The organism is Nonomuraea angiospora (genome assembly GCF_014873145.1).
Lineage (GTDB): Bacteria > Actinomycetota > Actinomycetes > Streptosporangiales > Streptosporangiaceae > Nonomuraea > Nonomuraea angiospora.
Window position 1 is genome coordinate 6,685,580 of sequence record NZ_JADBEK010000001.1, and the last position, 16,789, is coordinate 6,702,368.

The window sequence follows — 16,789 nt, forward strand, 5'->3', positions numbered from 1 at the left end:
GATAATCCTGCCTTTGGATTGACTGGGCCGCTGATTGCGACCACGGCTAAGTGGCCTTTTGAGAAGGTTCACAGGAAGGGTGTAGTGTCGGGGGTGTGAGGCGGAACTGCATCCGCGCCGTGACCCGGTGCGCGCCTTGTTGGTACCTGGTGTGCACCGATTGCTCCCGGCAGGCACTCGCCCTCGACTAATCGCAGAACCGCCTGTATCAAACAGTGACTGAGGGCGTGGTTGCAGTCGGCGAGCATCCTCTCAGGCAGATTGATGAGCTGAGCCCAGGACCAGGTTTACTGGTCCATAGCTCCCCGACTGGGCTGTGACTTGTTTTTCCCATGATCGACCTCTGTAGAGGAGTCTATTGTTGACTCAGGTATCGAACGAGCCCGGAGCGACCGCTGAGGGGTGGTTTGACTTTCGAATTCGCTTTCGTGTTGGAAATACGTCCCAGGTGACGGGAGTCGAGGCCGACTCGTGCATTCAAATGGATCCCGGGAACCGTGTCACGATGGAGCGATGGGCGGTTGACAGTTCCTTCCTCATAGTTCGCGGCAGGAATTATATCTCCATCGCGGCGGCCGAGGCCGCCGCGCGGCAGTGGCGCGCCGCACTCATGCTGTCCTTCGCCAAGCTCAATATTGGTGCCGACTTTGGTACGCGAGCACCACAGGGGCAGCTAGCCGATAGTGGTCGCCGCATCCTCCAGGAGCACGTTCCTGGTCAGCTTCGGCAAGTGCTGGATGATGTCCACGGAATACTGGTGTTTCCCAGTGAACCAACGCCCTTGTTCGTGACTGCCATGCCGGTCAGGGCTGTGCTGAGTCGCCCTGTCCAAGACGTTGTCACCCAGGCGCTGACCCTCGTGGACAGAAGCGATCTGGTTCTCGACGATGCACAACTTGTCGCCCATAGTCTTTTCGCGTCCTCCTTCTCCGAGGCATCCGTCGATGCTCGCTTCCTGATGCTGATGATGGCCGTTGAAACTCTCATCAAGCCGGACGACCGATCAGACGCTGAAGTTGCTCTTGTGGATCATCTCATCGACCAGGCCAAGCGCGCAGATCTTCCGGTCCGGGAGAGAGACTCTCTCATCGGCTCCTTGAGGAGGCTTCGTAAACAGTCGATCGGACAGGCTGGTCAATCCCTGGCTTCTCGGCTCGGTGATCAGCAGTTCTCTGGCGAAAGCCCAGCCGAATTCTTCAAGAACTGCTACACCCTGCGGAGTCATTTGGTTCACGGCAAGGTGCCACGGCCAAGTCGGGAGGCGGTGGGGCTGCGTGCGGCAACCCTTCAGATCATGGTCGGGAGATTGCTCTCCCACCGGAATATCGTTGTTGCCGATGATCTCGAGGACGGCCAGGTAGATGGCCTGGGTATTTGATTTCTCCACCAGCCCGAACTGGATCCCCACCACGTCCGCGACCTGGCCGCCTTAGCCTTTGTCGAGGCCAACGCCGCGCTGCTTGGCCTGCCCGGTGCCGGAAAGACCCACATCGCCGCCCCCGTCGCGCAGCAGCAGTGCCTTGGCCGACGGCAGCCGGTGTGTCTTCTGCGGGCACAGCCCGCCACCGGCCAAGCGTCTGTGGATCGCACGCAAATCGGCCCATTGCCTGGCACAGGATCCGGCGCACGCCATGGGCCGGTGCGGTGTATCTGCGTCTGCACACTTCCTGGCAGTGGTCTTCAGATGCAAGGCCAGGGCGCGAATGAACAGCGGAATGATGGAGGGGCAAGACAGCGTCCAGGACACCCGGCCTGGACATCGGATCTCGGTCGACTGCTGCCCGACCGCAGGCGTTCCGCCATCTCAACTAGCCGGTCGGGTCGGTCCCGAGCGCAGCGTCAGGTTGGAAGGGCTCCGTATCATGAACGAATTCTCAGAGGTGATCACACCTGTGACGTCCAGCACAGATGCGTGCGGCAGCAGTATCGCCGGCACGTTCTGGAGGGCCACCGATCCGTCCGTCCGCTCCCCAGGACACCTCGAGCTCGCTAAGCAGGCTTCACCCTCGCTCACGGTGTCGCCTTCCCTCTATGGCGTTCCGGGAATTGTCACCATACAGGTCGCCGGCGACGGTTCGGTCGCCGCCAAGTCGGAGTCCACAGATCCCGGGATCGTCGTGATCCATGGAGAGCTTGAGGACGATATCCCGATCACCCTCCTGGAAGCGCGGTCCATGAAATGGGCCGGAGGGCTGACGCGCGAGAAACAGAAGCAGCGTTTCGAGGGGATCTTCGCGGTTGTCGGAGCGCATCTGGACAACGTCAATCACCACTTCGAAGGACTTCGAGTCCGCCTGCAGACGCTCACCCGTGCAGCCGATACGGCAAGCGCCCCCGTGCAGCTCGGCAATGGTGGCCAGCTGTTTTGGGAGGACTTCTCCGGTGAGCCTCAGCTCGTGCTGACGAATCTGCCGCCAGTCGGGATGCACATCCTGGAGCGCACATACCTGCAGCCACTCGTCACCCTGCTTCAGCTTGCCACCGCACGCCCCGTAACTGTGATGGAGTTCGCTGTTCAGGAGCATTCCCAAGCGCCCTGGTGGCCTGTCCACAGTCCTTCCCAGCACGGTGACGACCTCGCCCTCCCGTCGCAGCCCCTGCTGCCTCTCACTGACCTGTCGCCTGCCGTGATCGGGGCGTGGTTGGACCGTGTCGAAACCCTCGGTCCCCTTCCTGCGGGAGTGGCGAGTGTCCTCACAGCCTCGCTTCCCCTGGAGACCCAGGTTCTGATCCTCAGCACGGTCTCCGAAGGGCTACACCGGCGGCTCTTCCCCGACGCGCAGCGTTTCTCCCCTGAGCTCGCGGCTCAGATCCGCGAGGCAGCAGCCGAGGCGGTCAAGAAGGTCGACAAGTCCGCCGCCGAGGCCGTCAAGGGGTTCCTCGGCCATATGCATGAACCCGGCTACGGACAAAGGCTCAATCAACTGGCGCTTGACGCCGAAGCGCTCGTGCCGGGGGTCACCGGCCGCTCGAACAAGTGGAAGACCCTCGTCTACGGAGCCCGCAATGACTTCGCACACCAAATAAACCCTGGGTGGCTGGAGGACGGCGATGTAGATCGATACCTCACCGTCGCGTTGTCGTTGCGCTGGGTACTACGCGCTCTGCTCCTGGGCCAGGCCGGCCTTCATCCTGACCTTCTGCGCCGGAGGTTCGCGGAGAGTCAGGAATACGGGTTCTTCCTGAGGAACGTCCACGAGTGGCGGCCGGATGTATATCCGGATGCGCATCCAAGCAAGCTACGGGAATCGGTCACCTGAGGCCTTCACCGCAACCGGCACCTCACCTGATCGACTCTCCGGCAAGATCAACATGGCTTCCAGCTGGTACCAGCCCAGGCGAAGGAATACACCGGGTCATCCTGCCGTGCCCGCTGCCGTCTCCCGGGTGACCGGAGCTCACGAACGTGCCGCAGGTCAAGCTTCCCCGGCGGGCATGGTGGGTGCCGAGAACTACGTGGCCTGCTCAGACGTTCCGGGGCTCGGTGTTTGGAGTTGGTGCCTGACCTGCGGCTTCTTGATGGCGTCAGCCGGCGATCCGGTGTGGCGACCCACATGCGCCTGCCCTGTCCCGTCTCGTTCGGCCGCCTACGCTTGTTCCAGCGCTCGGGCGCCCCGCTCTTCGACTCGTATCACCTGTTCCACCAGTTCGATGATCTCGACGAAAGACGCCCGGCCGGCCGCGGCTGCGGCCACCTGTGACCATTGCTCGCCCGCCTGCCGGTAGACGGCCGCAGCCGCGTCGTGGCCTGTCTCGGTCAGGAAGTCGGCATACAGCGGCCGCGTGGCGCCCGTACTGGTGCCGTCTATTTGGCCATGGCCCAAATCTTTGGTGAGAAACACCCCAATACTTTGACTAGCCGCGGCAACCTTGTGACCGTACTGGGGGATTTGGGACGGTTCGAGGAGACTGAGCGCGAGGGCCGAGCTGTCTGGGAGATACGCCGCAGAACCTTGGGAGAAGAACACCCCAAAACTCTAAGGGCCCTGGATCTTATTCAATGGGTTAAGAAACAGCGAGGATGCGAGTTCGATATGAAGGTTCGTGACGGTTTTGGGGATATCGGTCGCAATGCGCTTTGTTTCTGCGGCTCGGGGAGGAAGGTACAGCGCTGTCATGGCGTCGTTTAGCACTCAACACTCGAGATGCTTTGTTGCTAGTCACCTCAATTAAGAATATCTAATAAGGCTTCCCCGAGGCTGATCATGGGAACGCCCCAGCTCTCCCAATTCGGGTATCGGCTGGCTGATGCCGTGACGATCGCGGACTTCGGCATACGCCGTACGTGGTCGGGGCGATCGCCGCTAGGCCCCTCCTTCGTCGGGTCCTGCCATCGGATGACCATGGCTTAAGTGACAGCCGAGCCAGCGGCAGTATTCTACGCTGGCCGATCTTGCTAACGCGGATGCAACAACAACTCTGGACGATACTGGAGGCCGGTGGACTGGGATCGCGTGGCTTCGTTCGCGAGATTGGGCGCCAGATGCTCGCGACTTTCGGCGCCACGTGGCTGGTGCCGCGTGCCGAGATGTCCGTGAGAACCGTCACCACTTGTGGACCTTGCCCGCCGGTGGCGCCGACGGTAGCTCCGGAGCCCGTTCACCCTCCGTGCAATCAATCATGAACCGAGCCGGGCGCGAGGGCGCGGATCTGCCGATGAGCGCGCACCCCTGGCTTCCGGAGCGATGTCACGTGACGAGCACGGCGGTGAGCATCGAGAGATACGACTTATGGGCGCGACGCAGACTGTCAAGGTCGGACGTCTCAAACCACGCCACAGCGTCGTGCTCGTCCGGCGTGGCGTTGACGGGTGTTCCGGTCCACCTGTCGACCAACCAGATCTGCATGTCGAACGTCGCGGTCCGGATCTCATGCATCGGCGGGCTGGACGGCTCCGACGCCGTGATTCCCGACTCCTCCCGAAGCTCGCGGACAAGGCTCTCCTTCGGATCCTCCCCCTCCTCAACATGACCGCCCGGCAGGTCCCACACGTCGGGATACCAACGGCGTCCGGCGTTTCGATGACACAGCAACACCCGATCGCCGTCGCGAAGAACGGCCGTCACAATCCGGACCCGACCGGAGTCGTCAGCGGAGATCGTCATCGCCCATTCTGACCATGCGGCTGCCGCAGGCAAGGCGCATCCCGCCTCCGACATCCGTCACCGTGCGTGAGCGGTGTGTTGACCGACGACAGACGTCTCCCGCCCCCGCCGAGGGGTGGCGCCCAAACTCACGAACAAAGCCAGGTCGCGTGATAGAAGCCCGCGACCAGCATGGCGAGGCATCTGCGGACAGCTATGGATGGCCAAGTTCTCACTCGGAATGAAGGGATCTGGTGTTCCCAGCCGGATCCCCTCATCAGCGATCATCATTCCCAACGTTATCGGGCAAGCGGGGTTCCAGACCTCGCGGCTTGGAGGCTAAGATCCTTGATCGTTCGCTGGACGACACTGAAGCTGTGCAATCTAGCTCCGATTTGATTACGCTTGGTGATCAGCAGGCAGGCTTTTGGTAGTAGTAGCAGCTGACCCGGTGCAACATAAGGAGCCGACGGTGGGGCTGAGCAACGAGAAGATCATCGATCAGGTCAAAGATCTGCTGTCCGGACAAACCGTCATCCCCTCCATACAGCGCGATTACGTATGGGCCCGGACCGACGTTCGTGATCTCTTGGACTCTCTCTACCGCGGCTATCCGGTCGGCGCGCTACTGCTCTGGAAGACCGCCCTGGAGCCACCGTTCCGCAAGGCGGGAGTCTTGCAAACCGCAGAAGCGAAGCACAAGCCGCTCTATCTCCTAGACGGACAGCAGCGGTTGACCTCCTTGGCGTGGGTGTATCAGCCCAGTTCCAAGACCGACGGCAAGGGTATCGACGTCCGGTTCGACATCGAGAACGAAGAGTTCATCAATCCCAACGCCGTACAGAAGAAGGACCCACTGCTTATCCCCGTCACCGACGTCCTACAGGACAACGCTCAAATGTTCACCATCCTCAAGACAGCAGGTGTCGAACCTGGACATCCGACCTTCGAGGAGTACTACCAGCGCTTGAAGCGCCTACACGGGGTCAGGGACCACATCATCCATGTGATCACCCATGATTCCGATGACTACGAAGAAGTCGCCGACATCTTCGCCAGGGTCAATAAGGGCGGTCGCAGGCTCTCCAAGGGTGACCTGGTCTACAGCGCGATCGCAGCTCGCTGGGCCGAGGGCCTAAACATTATGGATGCCTTCCACCACAAGCTCCAGGACAACCAGTTTGCGCTGGACCGCGAGGCGGTCCTCCGGCTGATGAGCCTACTGGCGGGCAAGGGTGCACGACACATACAGCTCCTCCATAAGGAGATCGACGGTGACGCGCTCAAGAGCGCGTGGAGCAGGACCGAAACGGCCTTGGCATGGGCCATCGATTTCCTGCGAGGCGAGTGTGGCATCCCCCGGGCAAAGATCCTGACCTCACCGAATGCCGTGATCGTGCCTGCTTATCTGCTCTACCGCAGGAAGAACAAGCTGGCGCCGGGCGACGCAGCGACGCTGCGCCGTTGGATCTTCACCGCGATGGCCTTCAGCCACTACTCCCTGCAGGTCGAGACCAAGCTCGATGCCGAGGCCCGACTCATCGACACCCGCGACGGAGCGGAACTTTTCAACGAGCTCATCCGCCGGGCATCCGGCCAACGATCCATAGATAGTCCGGTGCACCCCAAGGACCTGGAGAAGAAGTACGCCAGCAACGCCTTCTTTAACCTGCTCTATATCGCCGCACTCCGAACAGGCGTGCGCGACTGGAAGACGAACCTGAAGATCATCGACCAGCCCCTGACCTCCTCATCCTCGATTGAGTACCACCATGTGTTCCCCAAAGCGCAAGTGCAGAACGCGTACTCCAAAGAGGAGTGGAACAGCATTGCCAATCTGGCCTTCATCTCAGCCGAGAGCAACAAGTACATCAGCTCGAAGGCGCCAGAGGAGTACATGCCAGAGATCGCACCCGATCGCCTTGCCGAGCAGTGGATCCCCGAAGACCCCGAACTTCGCAAGGTCGAGAACTTGCCCCAGTTCCTGGATGCCCGGCGTCAGCTTCTGGTCCACGTCCTGAATGACATGCTCGGCCTGCCGCCCTACCGACCAGGCGCATCCCAGCGAGAGCAGGATGAGGTACAAGAAGACGACGCCGATCTCTACGCAGGCCCTGAACCAGGTGACGATTGACCGAAGCGACAGCCTCTCACACATTCGACGTAGCGAAGCCCTCCGCAGACCCCACCCGCTCTTGACTCAGTCGAGCCCTAGCCGATGGTTAGCCTGCTGACCAGCGCGCCAAGCTTCCTGTCATGGCTTCGCCGTTCACCCCTGCGCAACCCCGCCACCCTCACCGCTGACGAGTAGCGACACCTGAACGCACTCACCACCGCCCGGCCCACCCCTGGCCAGTCTCTGCAACCATGTCCGCGCCTTCGCCGAGATGATGGTCAGCTGGCAGGGTCATCCCCTTGAACGCTGGATGGCCACAGCCGAGGCCGACGACCTGCCGAACTGCGCTCCTTCATCACAGGGCCTGCGCCGCAATCTCGACGCAGCCCGCGCGGGCCTGACTATGCCCTACAGCTCCGGCCCGGTCGAGGGACACGTCAACCGCATCAAGATGCTCAAGCGACAGATGTACGGGCGAGCGCCGCGGCCGACGGCCCTTACGGGAATTTGTCCCACTATCGTCGTGCTAGATCGACGACAACAGCGCCAACGATACGACCGTGGATGGTGACCGATGGCGCGTCGTACAGAGAAGGAGACCGTATGACCACCACTGCGCTCATCGTCGGCGACCTGCAGGCGGGCATCGTGGACAACTACCCCTTCGCCGCCGGCGTGCTCCCCGTCGTGGAAAAGGTTCTCCCCGCGGCCAGAGCCGCCGGAATCCCGGTGATCTTCATCCGTTTCGGGCTCCGGGCCTCAGGCCTTGATGTGGCGGCGGGAAACCAGTTGATCAGAGGCCTGCACGGAGCGGGGACGCTGTTTCACGAAGAATCCCCCGAGACGCTCGTGCACCCGCGCATCGCGCCGTTGCCTGGCGAGGCCGTCGTTCTCAAGCGCCGCGCCAGCGCCTTCGCGGCGACCGACCTCGATCGGCTCCTGCGCGCCCAGCAGGTCGACTCGATCGTGCTGACCGGTGTCGCGACCGGGGCGATGATCGCCGCTACCCTCTACGACGCCTCCGACCGCGACTACCACGTGACCGTGCTCAGCGACGCCTGCGCCGACGGGGAACCGGACGTACACGACTTCCTGATCAACCGCGTCTTCCCGGCCAGGGGTGCTGACGTCCTCACAGGCCACGAGTGGACCGCCCGCCTGTGACCCGCCGTCAGCAATGCCCGCGATGAGACGGCGTGCTCCAAAAGGCCAGTGGCACTGACGCAGCCGGCTTCGGCCTGTTACCGCCACTCGCCGTTACGTTGTTGCTCGCCACAGCGGCGCCGCTGGACTGCTGCTCGACCGCGGCCACCTCGTCACGCCGCCGGTCGGGGAGCAAGACCCGCGGCGACGGTCAGCTCCAGTAGTCCCGTTCGGGCAGTCGCAGGTACGTGTCCGGGTGGGAGATCGCGTGGCCGTCAGCCGGGCGCAGGCCCGCGCCGGCGAAGCAATAGGCCTCGGCGTGGCCCTGGTACAGGTATTTGAGCAGAATCTCCTCGGCCGAATCGCCGGAGGACACGTCGCCGCCGCCCGGGTGGGTATCCCCGGCCACGACCTTGCCGTCGCGGTAGACGTAACCCTGGTTGCCGCTCTTGGGGTTGGCGTACATGCCGTAGGCGACCGTGCCCGCCGACAGTGTCTTCATGACGCCGGGGGTGGAGGCCATGTACGCCCACTGCTGGCTGACGACGCAGCCGCCTGGCACGTCGGATAAGCCGATGAGCCGCATGGCCTCGTCGTCTTCCGGGTCTTCCATGATCTCTTCCAGATCTTCCTCGTCTGCGGGTTCGGCGGCCAAGCGCCGTGCCGCCTCGGAGGCGGTGATGCCGCGTACACATGCCAGGCTGTAACCGTCCCACCCGAAGCCAGTCAGCGCGCCGGTCAGGCGTTCAGCCTCCGCCACGGCGGCGGCCTCGGCCTCGGACAGGCCGACATGACCCGGCGGGAACGGGAAGAACAGGCCGGGTGTGGGGCCCGCCAGGCTCAGCCGGCCGGGCGACCAGCCGCCCATCATCGGCCGCCATGGGTCCGCTCCGGCGGCGACCAGGACGCGGACGTTCTCGGGCCGGTCGTTGAAGACCGCCTCCCAGAGCGCGGTGCGGCCCTCGCACTCGGCGTCGACGTCATCGACCCGGCCGGCCAGCTCGGCGACCACCTCCGGCGAGCCGCGGTGCGCCGCGGCGTGCAGCGGCGGCTCGAAGGAGTACACCCCATCGTTCGGGTCGGCGCCCGCGTCGAGCCTGGCGCGGACGAGAGCGAGGTCCTGCCAGGAACTCCACCCGAAATCGGACCATCCGGCAGTTTCTTTCGCGGTCATGACGGCTCCTTCGAGATCACGTGAGCGGATACGAGCGGGGCCATCATGGCGGAGGGCAAGGACAATTCCGGGGCGTGCCCGCCGGCCGAAAACCGCTTGCCTCGGCCGGCGGGCTCAGGGGAATGTGGTGTCCATGATGCTCTGACGGACGCACCCCGCTATTCGAGATGCCACGGCGCCGACTCGCGCCGTGATGCCGCCCGCCCACACCCTGTTCAGCGAAGAGAGCGTCTTTGTCTCAGCAACAGTTTCCGGTGCCGTCCACCCTGGCCACGGGGTCGGCCAGCGTCACCGTGTTCGCCTCCCCCACCAGCTGGATCGAGTCCGATGCCGTCGCGCAGTGCCACCAGGTGGCCGCCCTCGACGGCATGATGCACGTCGCCGCCATGCCGGACCTGCACCCCGGCAAGGGCGCCCCCATCGGCGCCGCCATGGCGTCGACCATCCTGTACCCGTTCCTGGTGGGCTCCGACATCGGTTGCGGCATCGCCGTGTTCCCCGTCAAGCTCAAGCGCGCCGTACCCGAGAAGCTGGCCGCCCGGTTCCCCGACCTCGATCGCGCGCTGCACCCTGAGCAGGATGCCGACGACCCGGCCTGGGCCGTGGTGAAGGGCGATATTCCCGCTGGGTACGTCGAGGGCCTCGGTACGGTCGGCCGGGGCAACCACTTCGTCGAGCTGGCGCGGATCGGGACCGTCTTCGAGCCCGGTCACGCGAGCCGGCTTGGACTCGCCGCCGACGACCTGGTTCTCATCGTCCACAGTGGTTCCCGCGGGCTGGGCGAACGGATCCTGCGGGCGCACACCGAGGCCCATGGCGCGGGCCCCGCCCCTGATCCCGACGCCTATCTGGCGATGCATGACGACGCCGTACGCTGGGGTTCACTCAATCGAAGGCTGCTGGCCGCCCGGGTCGCCCATGCCCTGGGGTTCGAGCCCGCCGAGCCGATCGTCGACCAGTGCCACAACCTGGTCGAGGTCCGCGACGGGATCTATTTGCACCGCAAGGGGGCGGCGCCGGGTGACGGCCGGGACGTGCTCATCGCCGGTACGCGAGGCACCCCTTCCTACCTCGTGGCCGGCCACGCCGGACCGGAGGCCGGCCATTCCGTTGCGCACGGCGCGGGCCGGAAGATGTCGCGTGCGGACGCCCTGCGCCGGGGGCGGGCCAAGCACACGGTCGAGGAGCTGCGCCGTACTCCGATGGGGTCGCTGGTGGTGTGCGGGGACCGGCAGCTGCTCTTCGAGGAGGCGCCGACGGCGTACAAGCGCATCGAGCAAGTGATCGCCGACCTCGTCGACCATGACCTGGCCACGCCCGTGGCCACCACGATCCCTCTGGTCACGTACAAGACGCCCGACCTCGGGTCGGCGCCCCAGAGGGACCGCCGGGAGCAGCGCCGCAAGCGGGGGCGGCCGTGAGCGTCGACCTGCTGCTGTCGGCCGGGCGCGGCCCGCAGGAATGTGCCTGGGCGCTGGCGCAACTGCTGCACCGCCTGGAGGCCGACGCCGCCCGGCAGAAGCTGGAGACCCGGCGAACCCAGACTGTTCCCGGTGACCGGCCCGGCACCTATCGATCGGTCCTCGTCCGCATCGCAGGCGACGGCGCCGAGGCATTCGCCGCCTCGTGGACCGGAACCCTCTGCTGGCAGGCCCCCAGCCCTTACCGGGCCGGCACCGGCCGGAAGAACTGGTACGTCATCGCGGAGCCGTGCCAGGTCGACGCCCCGCGCACGACCTTCGCGGAAGCGGACGTCGACGTCGTCGCCTGCCGCACCGGCGGCCCCGGCGGTCAACATCGCAACAAGGCCAGCACGGCCGTACGGGCGACCCACCGGCCGACGGGGATCGTCGTCGTGGTCGACACCGAGCGGCAGTTCAGCCTCAACCGCCGCATCGCCATGCGGCTGCTGCGACAGCGCATCGAGCACGGCGACGAGGCGGCGGGGCGCGCTGTCACCGCTGCCCGCTGGCGCGTCCATGATGAGCTCGTACGCGGCAACCCCACTCGCATCGAACGCCCGGAAACGTCTGAGCAGAACCTGGCTCCACAGGCGCAGCAGCGCCGGCGACGGCGGCAATCCACCCCGACCGCGCCCACCGCGAAAAGGGGATCGCGTCCAGCGATGTGAGGTCGTCAGGGCGACGCGTGCATGGAGATCCGCACGCCCATCCGGTACACCGGTTCATGGATCACCTCGTCACCTCATAGCCGAAGGGCGACGGGGTGCCGTCGTCACTTGTTCCAGGCCACCAGGAACTCCGCCAACGAGATGCGCCCGTCCACGTCCCCGTCGTGCTCGTCCGAGACCTTGAAGATCGAGTCGAGCTCGGCGGAGGTGACCTCCTCGCCGCGCGCGTTCAGGGCGAGCGCGAACTCCTCGCGCGTGATGTATCCGTCCCCGTCGCGGTCGAACTCCTGGAACGTGGCGGTCGGGTCGTCGAGATCCGGCATGGGTGACCTCTCATCGTGCGATTCATGCGATGTACCGGCAAAGCAACATCGAAGCATGAGCTTGTGTCGGCACGCGAGGAAACCGGCGCAGATCGGCCGTGATAGGTGGGTGGGCTGCCGGGGCGGATCACGGCGTTCCGGGACGCTGGGCTCCGGCCGTGGCTGCCTGGGGTGGCGTCAGCTGCGGGCCGGGGTGCGGAAGACCTGGCGGCTGTGCCAGCTGATGTGATCGGGCTCCACCGCGTCCAGGCCGGGCTGGGGGCTTCGGGCGGGGCGGCCGGCGAGGGAGAGGACCATGTCGCGGGAGGCCTGTGACCGGCCCACGAACCTGGCGGAGACGGCGATGGTCCCATCGACGGTCAGGCCGAGGACGCCCTTGTCGAACAGTTTGTGGTGGATGGCGCACAGGCACAGCCCGTTGGTCAGGTCGTCGGGTCCGGCGAAGGCCCACCAGCGTACGTGTGCCGCGTCCAGGCCCACCGCCGCGCCGTCCAGCCAGCCGTCGTAGGAGCAGAACGCGCAGCAGTACTCGTACGCCATGAGCACCCGGTCGCGGAAGCCCGGGTCGCGGCGCAGCACCGGCGGTGTCCTGAGCTCCTCACCCGGCTCCAGGTCGAGGCCGGCCAGCAGGCACAGGTCCGGGTGCAGGGATGGGGCGAAGTTGGCGTCCAGAAGGTAGCGGGCGATCCGCCCCAGCAGGCCGGGCTCCTCCGACAGGGCGCGGGCCAGGTCGGGGTGGAGGCGGCCGGCGGCCTGGCTGTCGCGCAGGCGGCCCAGCTCAGGGCCCGGGCTGCCCGGGCCGTGGCGGGTGTCGACCAGCCAGAGGCCGTCGTTCGTCAGATGGTGGAAGGGGTAGCCGGGGCTGGTGTCGCGGGGCGGGCCGTACTCCTTGAGCAGCTTCTTGAGCTCGGCCTCGGCGGCGCTGAAGGAAATGGGCCGGTTGCCGTGGCGTTGGAAATGGCCCAGGGCGTACAGGAGGAGGAGCGGCTTGTGCGGGGCGCGCTCGCCGCCTCTGGTCCAGCGCCGGATCTCGGCGACCCGCTCGATCCAGTCCACGGTCGGCCAGTTTAGGGCGATCTTCCGTGCCTCGGCAGACGTATTTCATTGTGGCCGGCCGCGGTTGTATGCCACCGCCTGTTGCCCGAGAACCACATCTGCAGGGCGTCCAGATAGCCGATGTCTGCCACGGAGGGAGCGTAGAAGGGGCAGCGCTCGGACGACCAGCCGACGCCACCGCCGGTTCCCGTGGCTGCGGTGGCCGGCTGGGGTCAGAAGTTCCACAGGAGGAGGCTCCACAGGATGAAGACCGTGGCGTAAACGGAGATGCCCACGTAGCCGAGGATCATCGCCGTGATGGAAACGGCCCGCCCCTTTCCGTTGAGATGATTCGCCCGCCAGAGGGCTAAGTGTCCGAGTATCACCCCGGCCACGCTCGGAACGGCGAGGGTGACCAGCCCGAGGATCGAAAGGGCCAGGGCGGCAACGGCCCACTGGTTCTTTGGCACGGAGGCTCCGAAGCTATGACTCATGATGGTGGCCATAATGGCGCTGACGCCGGCGTTCGAAGTAGCCCAGGCCTGCGAAGAACACCCCGACGAAAACCGAGAGGCCGAGAGAGAGGAGCAGAGCGGTCGAGGTGAGGGGGCGCCCCACGCCGGCCATGGCGCTGATGAGCAGGATGACGCCGATCAGGGCGCCGAAAGCGGGCCCCATGATCAGGCCGAGGCGCAGCGGGTGGGCCGCAGCGAAGCGTTGACCGCGGTGCGGCTCGGCGGCACCGCCCAGGGACCTGTCCATGCGACGGATTCAGCCCTCAGGGAAGAGGGCGCAGGTCTTGTTCGGGAGGCCCGCCGCCGTCGGGGTTTCTGTCGTTCGCCGCTGCTATAGATTGCCGCACCGCCTGATCTTCATGGAAGCAGGGTGTCCGATGGCATCAGTGACGTTTCGCGACGAGAGCGCGACCGGCCGGGCTCTGGAGGAGTTCTCCGTGCCCGAGCTGCCCGAGCGGATCTCGGCCCGGGAGCTGGTACGGCTGCGCGTACGGGAGGAGGTGGCCCGCTACAACGCCTCCCCCTCCCACCACTTCCGCGGCCTGGTCAGACCGACCGATGCCGAGGCCGAGCTGAACGGTTACCGGATGCGGAGCGCGCGCAGGCTGGACTGGGAGAAGCAGGCCGACGCCGCCGAGGTCGCGTTCGGCCGCAACGGCTTCCTGCTGCTGGTCGGTGACCGGCAGATCCTGGATCTGGACGATGAGATCGACCTGATCGCCGACCCCGTCGTCTCCTTCGTCAAGCTCGTCCCGCTGGTCGGAGGCTGACGTGGGCGTCCTCGACGGCCTCCCGGCCGACGTCCGCGGCTGGCTCGGCGAATACGGAAGGGAAAGCCAAGGTGGAGGTGGATTGGGGAAGGCGGAGCTGGAGATGTTCCGTCGGCTCGACGCCACTCTGCGTCCCCAGGAGGCCTACCACTTCGTCGATGAGGCGCCGCTGAAGGAGCTCTCCGTCGGGTGGGGCGAGGCCGAATGGCGGGCGACGGCGTTGTGGGCGCAGTTGCTCACGCGGGCCACCGACGGCAGCATCGCCGGCGAGACGCTGCTCACCAGGCTGGCCCAGCGCAAGCTGCGCTGGTCCGCGTGGGAACGGGAGCTGCTGTGGCGGACCACGCTCGGCCGGCCGGAGCCGCACTGGACGGATCTCGACTACCGCATTCCGATGTCCTCGATCAAGGAGCTGCCGGCGAGCGAGCGCGAACCGCTCCTGCCGCTCCTCATGCAGGCGCAGCGGGAGATGGAGGCGGGCCCGCTCTCGGCCGGCTGGACGATCCGGCGGCTGCTGGACGGTCTCATCGCCGAGCACCTCGCCGGCGACCCCGCCGCGGCCACGCGTTCCCTCGTGCCCGAGTGCGACGGCTTCGCCGCGCTGCTGCGCGAGGAGTACGGCAAGCGGCTGGGCGAGCCCGATGCCCTCCCGCTCGCGCGACACTGGGCCACCGCGATCACCGTCACCCCGGCGCCGCAGTGGACGGCACGCGCGGGCGAGCTGCTCACACCCCACGCCACCGAGCTGATCCAGGAGATCCTGGGCCGCGTGCCCGCTTACCGCGAGGGGCTCTGGCACAACGGCTACAGCGAGGTCGTCACCTATCTTCACGAGCGCACCGCCGAGCTCCTGCGCGGGATGATCTGGACCTGCGAGCTGATCGACGAGCCGTGGGTGACCGGGCTCCTGGGTGACGTGGCCCTGGCCACCGGCATCGGAATGGGCGGATCGGGCCCGAACTCCCGCAGCGAGCGAGTGGCCAACGCGGCCCTCGGCGTGCTGGCCCGGCGCGGGGGCATGGAGGTGGTCGCCCAGCTCGCCCGCATCCAGGCCAAGGTGCGCAGGAAGAGCATCCTGACCAAGGTCAGGCAGATCCTCGACGAGACGGCCGTACGGACCGGGCTGTCTCCGGAGCAGTTGGTCGAACGCACTGTCCCCAGCTTCGGCCTGGGCCACGACGGCACGCGCACGGAGCAGGGGCTGACCCTGGCCGTGACCGGCGCGATCACCTACAACGGCCGCAAGACCGTCCCCAAGAGCGTCGACCGGGAGTTGCTGGCCGGATTCAGGGCCACGGCGAAGGAGCTGAAGAAGACGGTCCCCGCCGAACGGCTCCGCGTCGAACGCGCGCTGGCGGCCGGGCGGACCTGGTCCTGGCAGGAGGTGTGCGAGTTCTACCTCGACCACCCGGTCACCGGCGTCTTCGCCCGTACCCTGATCTGGGAGGTCGTCCAGGGCTCTGCCGGGCTTCCCGTCCACGTGGCTGGAGCGTGGGAGCTGAGCGATCCGGCCGGGCGCCGCATCCGGCCCCGCCCGGAGACCCAGGTCCGTCTGTGGCATCCCATCTCCCACACCCCCGAGGAGGTCCGCGCCTGGCGGGACCACCTGCTCGTGATCGGCCTGCGGCAGCCGTTCAAGCAGGCCTTCCGCGAGGTCTACCTGCTCACCCCCGCCGAGGAGGCGACGCGCGACCATTCGCGCCGCTTCTCCGGCCATCTGCTCCGGTACGGCCAGGCCAAGGCGCTGCTCACCGAGCGCGGCTGGACCGGCATGTCGCTGGGCCACTGGGACGCGGCCGGAGGGTCCGGCCAGTGCGAGGCCGCCAAGGAGCTGCCCGGCGGCCTGACCGCCACTTGGGAGTTCTACCTGGACGAGCACTCCTACGAACGCGACGGCTACGGCACCACGGTCTCCATCTGCGTCAGCGCCGACCTTCGTTTCCGCTCCCCCTCCGGCACCTCGCCGGTCCCGCCGACCGACACCGGCACCTCGCCGGTCCTCCTGGCCGACACCCGCCGCTCGCCGGTCCCGCTGGTCGAGGTTCCGGCGCTCACCCTGTCGGAGGCGCTGCGCGACGCCGACCTGGCCGTCGGCGTCACCTCCACCGGCCTGGACCCCGAGGGACACGGGGACTACTGGCAGTCCTACAGCTTCGGCGACCTGACCGAGAGCGCCCAGGTCCGGCGGGACGCCCTGGCCGGGCTGCTGCCCCGCCTGGCCATCGCGGACCGCTGCACACTGGCAGACCGGTTCCTGCGGGTCCGCGGCGACCTGCGCACCTACAAGATCCATCTCGGCTCGGGCAACATCCTCATGGAGCCCAACGACGCCTACCTGTGCATCGTCCCCCACGGCACCGGCGACCAGGTCTTCCTGCCCTTCGAGGAAGACGGCGGCATGCTGTCGATCATTCTGTCCAAGGCGTTCCTGCTGGCCGCCGACGCCGCCATCACCGACCCGTCCATCACCCGACAGATCCATTTCTGACAGGACCCAC

General features: G+C 66.2%; 16 protein-coding genes. 9 read left to right on the forward strand and 7 right to left on the reverse strand.

Annotation, left to right across the window (positions count from 1 at the left end; all coding sequences use genetic code 11):
* Positions 1-505: 505 nt before the first annotated feature.
* Both H4W80_RS30185 and H4W80_RS61215 read left to right on the forward strand, forming a co-directional pair.
* Positions 506-1,378, forward strand: coding sequence for a hypothetical protein (locus H4W80_RS30185; protein WP_192788178.1), 873 nt, complete (start codon positions 506-508; stop codon positions 1,376-1,378).
* Between the two features lie 484 nt (positions 1,379-1,862).
* Entirely contained in the window at positions 1,863-3,260 is a 1,398-nt protein-coding gene (locus H4W80_RS61215; RefSeq protein WP_225963740.1) for a HEPN domain-containing protein, read from the forward strand.
* Positions 3,261-3,587: 327 nt separating this feature from the next.
* Here the strand turns inward: H4W80_RS61215 and H4W80_RS30195 are convergent, their stop codons facing one another.
* Positions 3,588-3,842, reverse strand: a complete 255-nt coding sequence (locus tag H4W80_RS30195; protein WP_192788179.1) for a hypothetical protein — start codon at positions 3,840-3,842, stop codon at positions 3,588-3,590.
* Here H4W80_RS30195 and H4W80_RS64675 point away from each other — a divergent pair.
* Complete coding sequence (locus H4W80_RS64675) at positions 3,816-4,130, forward strand: tetratricopeptide repeat protein (RefSeq protein ID WP_225963741.1); 315 nt, start codon at positions 3,816-3,818, stop codon at positions 4,128-4,130. The two genes, H4W80_RS30195 and H4W80_RS64675, sit on opposite strands and share 27 nt — an antisense overlap.
* Positions 4,131-4,688: 558 nt before the next feature.
* On the opposite strand, the gene H4W80_RS30205 is transcribed toward H4W80_RS64675, so the two are convergent.
* Positions 4,689-5,105, reverse strand: coding sequence for an NUDIX domain-containing protein (locus tag H4W80_RS30205; protein WP_192788181.1), 417 nt, complete (start codon positions 5,103-5,105; stop codon positions 4,689-4,691).
* A gap of 451 nt (positions 5,106-5,556) precedes the next feature.
* Between H4W80_RS30205 and H4W80_RS30210 the strand changes: the two genes are divergently transcribed.
* On the forward strand, positions 5,557-7,218 hold the full coding sequence (locus tag H4W80_RS30210; protein WP_192788182.1) for a GmrSD restriction endonuclease domain-containing protein: 1,662 nt from the start codon (positions 5,557-5,559) through the stop codon (positions 7,216-7,218).
* A gap of 585 nt (positions 7,219-7,803) precedes the next feature.
* The gene (locus H4W80_RS30220; RefSeq protein ID WP_192788184.1) at positions 7,804-8,364 is read left to right on the forward strand and encodes a cysteine hydrolase family protein; all 561 of its coding nucleotides are present in this window, start codon (positions 7,804-7,806) and stop codon (positions 8,362-8,364) included.
* Between the two features lie 190 nt (positions 8,365-8,554).
* On the opposite strand, the gene H4W80_RS30225 is transcribed toward H4W80_RS30220, so the two are convergent.
* Positions 8,555-9,517, reverse strand: a complete 963-nt coding sequence (locus H4W80_RS30225; protein ID WP_192788185.1) for an ankyrin repeat domain-containing protein — start codon at positions 9,515-9,517, stop codon at positions 8,555-8,557.
* A 254-nt stretch (positions 9,518-9,771) separates the two neighbouring features.
* Between H4W80_RS30225 and H4W80_RS30230 the strand changes: the two genes are divergently transcribed.
* Positions 9,772-10,938 (forward strand): RNA ligase RtcB family protein, encoded by a 1,167-nt coding sequence (locus H4W80_RS30230; protein ID WP_318787130.1) that lies wholly within the window; start codon positions 9,772-9,774, stop codon positions 10,936-10,938.
* Positions 10,935-11,648, forward strand: a complete 714-nt coding sequence (gene prfH, locus H4W80_RS30235; protein WP_192788187.1) for a peptide chain release factor H — start codon at positions 10,935-10,937, stop codon at positions 11,646-11,648. Before H4W80_RS30230 ends, prfH begins: the two co-directional genes overlap by 4 nt.
* 104 nt (positions 11,649-11,752) lie before the next feature.
* On the opposite strand, the gene H4W80_RS30240 is transcribed toward prfH, so the two are convergent.
* The 4 genes from H4W80_RS30240 to H4W80_RS30255 all read right to left on the reverse strand — a co-directional run bounded on the left by H4W80_RS30240 (position 11,753) and on the right by H4W80_RS30255 (position 13,768).
* Positions 11,753-11,971, reverse strand: a complete 219-nt coding sequence (locus H4W80_RS30240) for an EF-hand domain-containing protein (RefSeq protein ID WP_192788188.1) — start codon at positions 11,969-11,971, stop codon at positions 11,753-11,755.
* 177 nt (positions 11,972-12,148) lie between these two features.
* Positions 12,149-13,027, reverse strand: coding sequence for a phosphorothioated DNA-binding restriction endonuclease (locus tag H4W80_RS30245; protein ID WP_192788189.1), 879 nt, complete (start codon positions 13,025-13,027; stop codon positions 12,149-12,151).
* A 212-nt stretch (positions 13,028-13,239) separates the two neighbouring features.
* The gene (locus H4W80_RS30250; RefSeq protein ID WP_192788190.1) at positions 13,240-13,476 is read right to left on the reverse strand and encodes a DUF4190 domain-containing protein; all 237 of its coding nucleotides are present in this window, start codon (positions 13,474-13,476) and stop codon (positions 13,240-13,242) included.
* Positions 13,477-13,489: 13 nt separating this feature from the next.
* Positions 13,490-13,768, reverse strand: coding sequence for a hypothetical protein (locus H4W80_RS30255; RefSeq protein WP_192788191.1), 279 nt, complete (start codon positions 13,766-13,768; stop codon positions 13,490-13,492).
* 130 nt (positions 13,769-13,898) lie between these two features.
* On the opposite strand from H4W80_RS30255, the gene H4W80_RS30260 reads away from it, so the two are divergent.
* Both H4W80_RS30260 and H4W80_RS30265 read left to right on the forward strand, forming a co-directional pair.
* Positions 13,899-14,291 (forward strand): hypothetical protein, encoded by a 393-nt coding sequence (locus tag H4W80_RS30260; protein ID WP_192788192.1) that lies wholly within the window; start codon positions 13,899-13,901, stop codon positions 14,289-14,291.
* Between the two features lie 82 nt (positions 14,292-14,373).
* Entirely contained in the window at positions 14,374-16,779 is a 2,406-nt protein-coding gene (locus H4W80_RS30265; protein ID WP_192788193.1) for a DUF4132 domain-containing protein, read from the forward strand.
* The last annotated feature ends 10 nt before the right edge of the window (positions 16,780-16,789 follow it).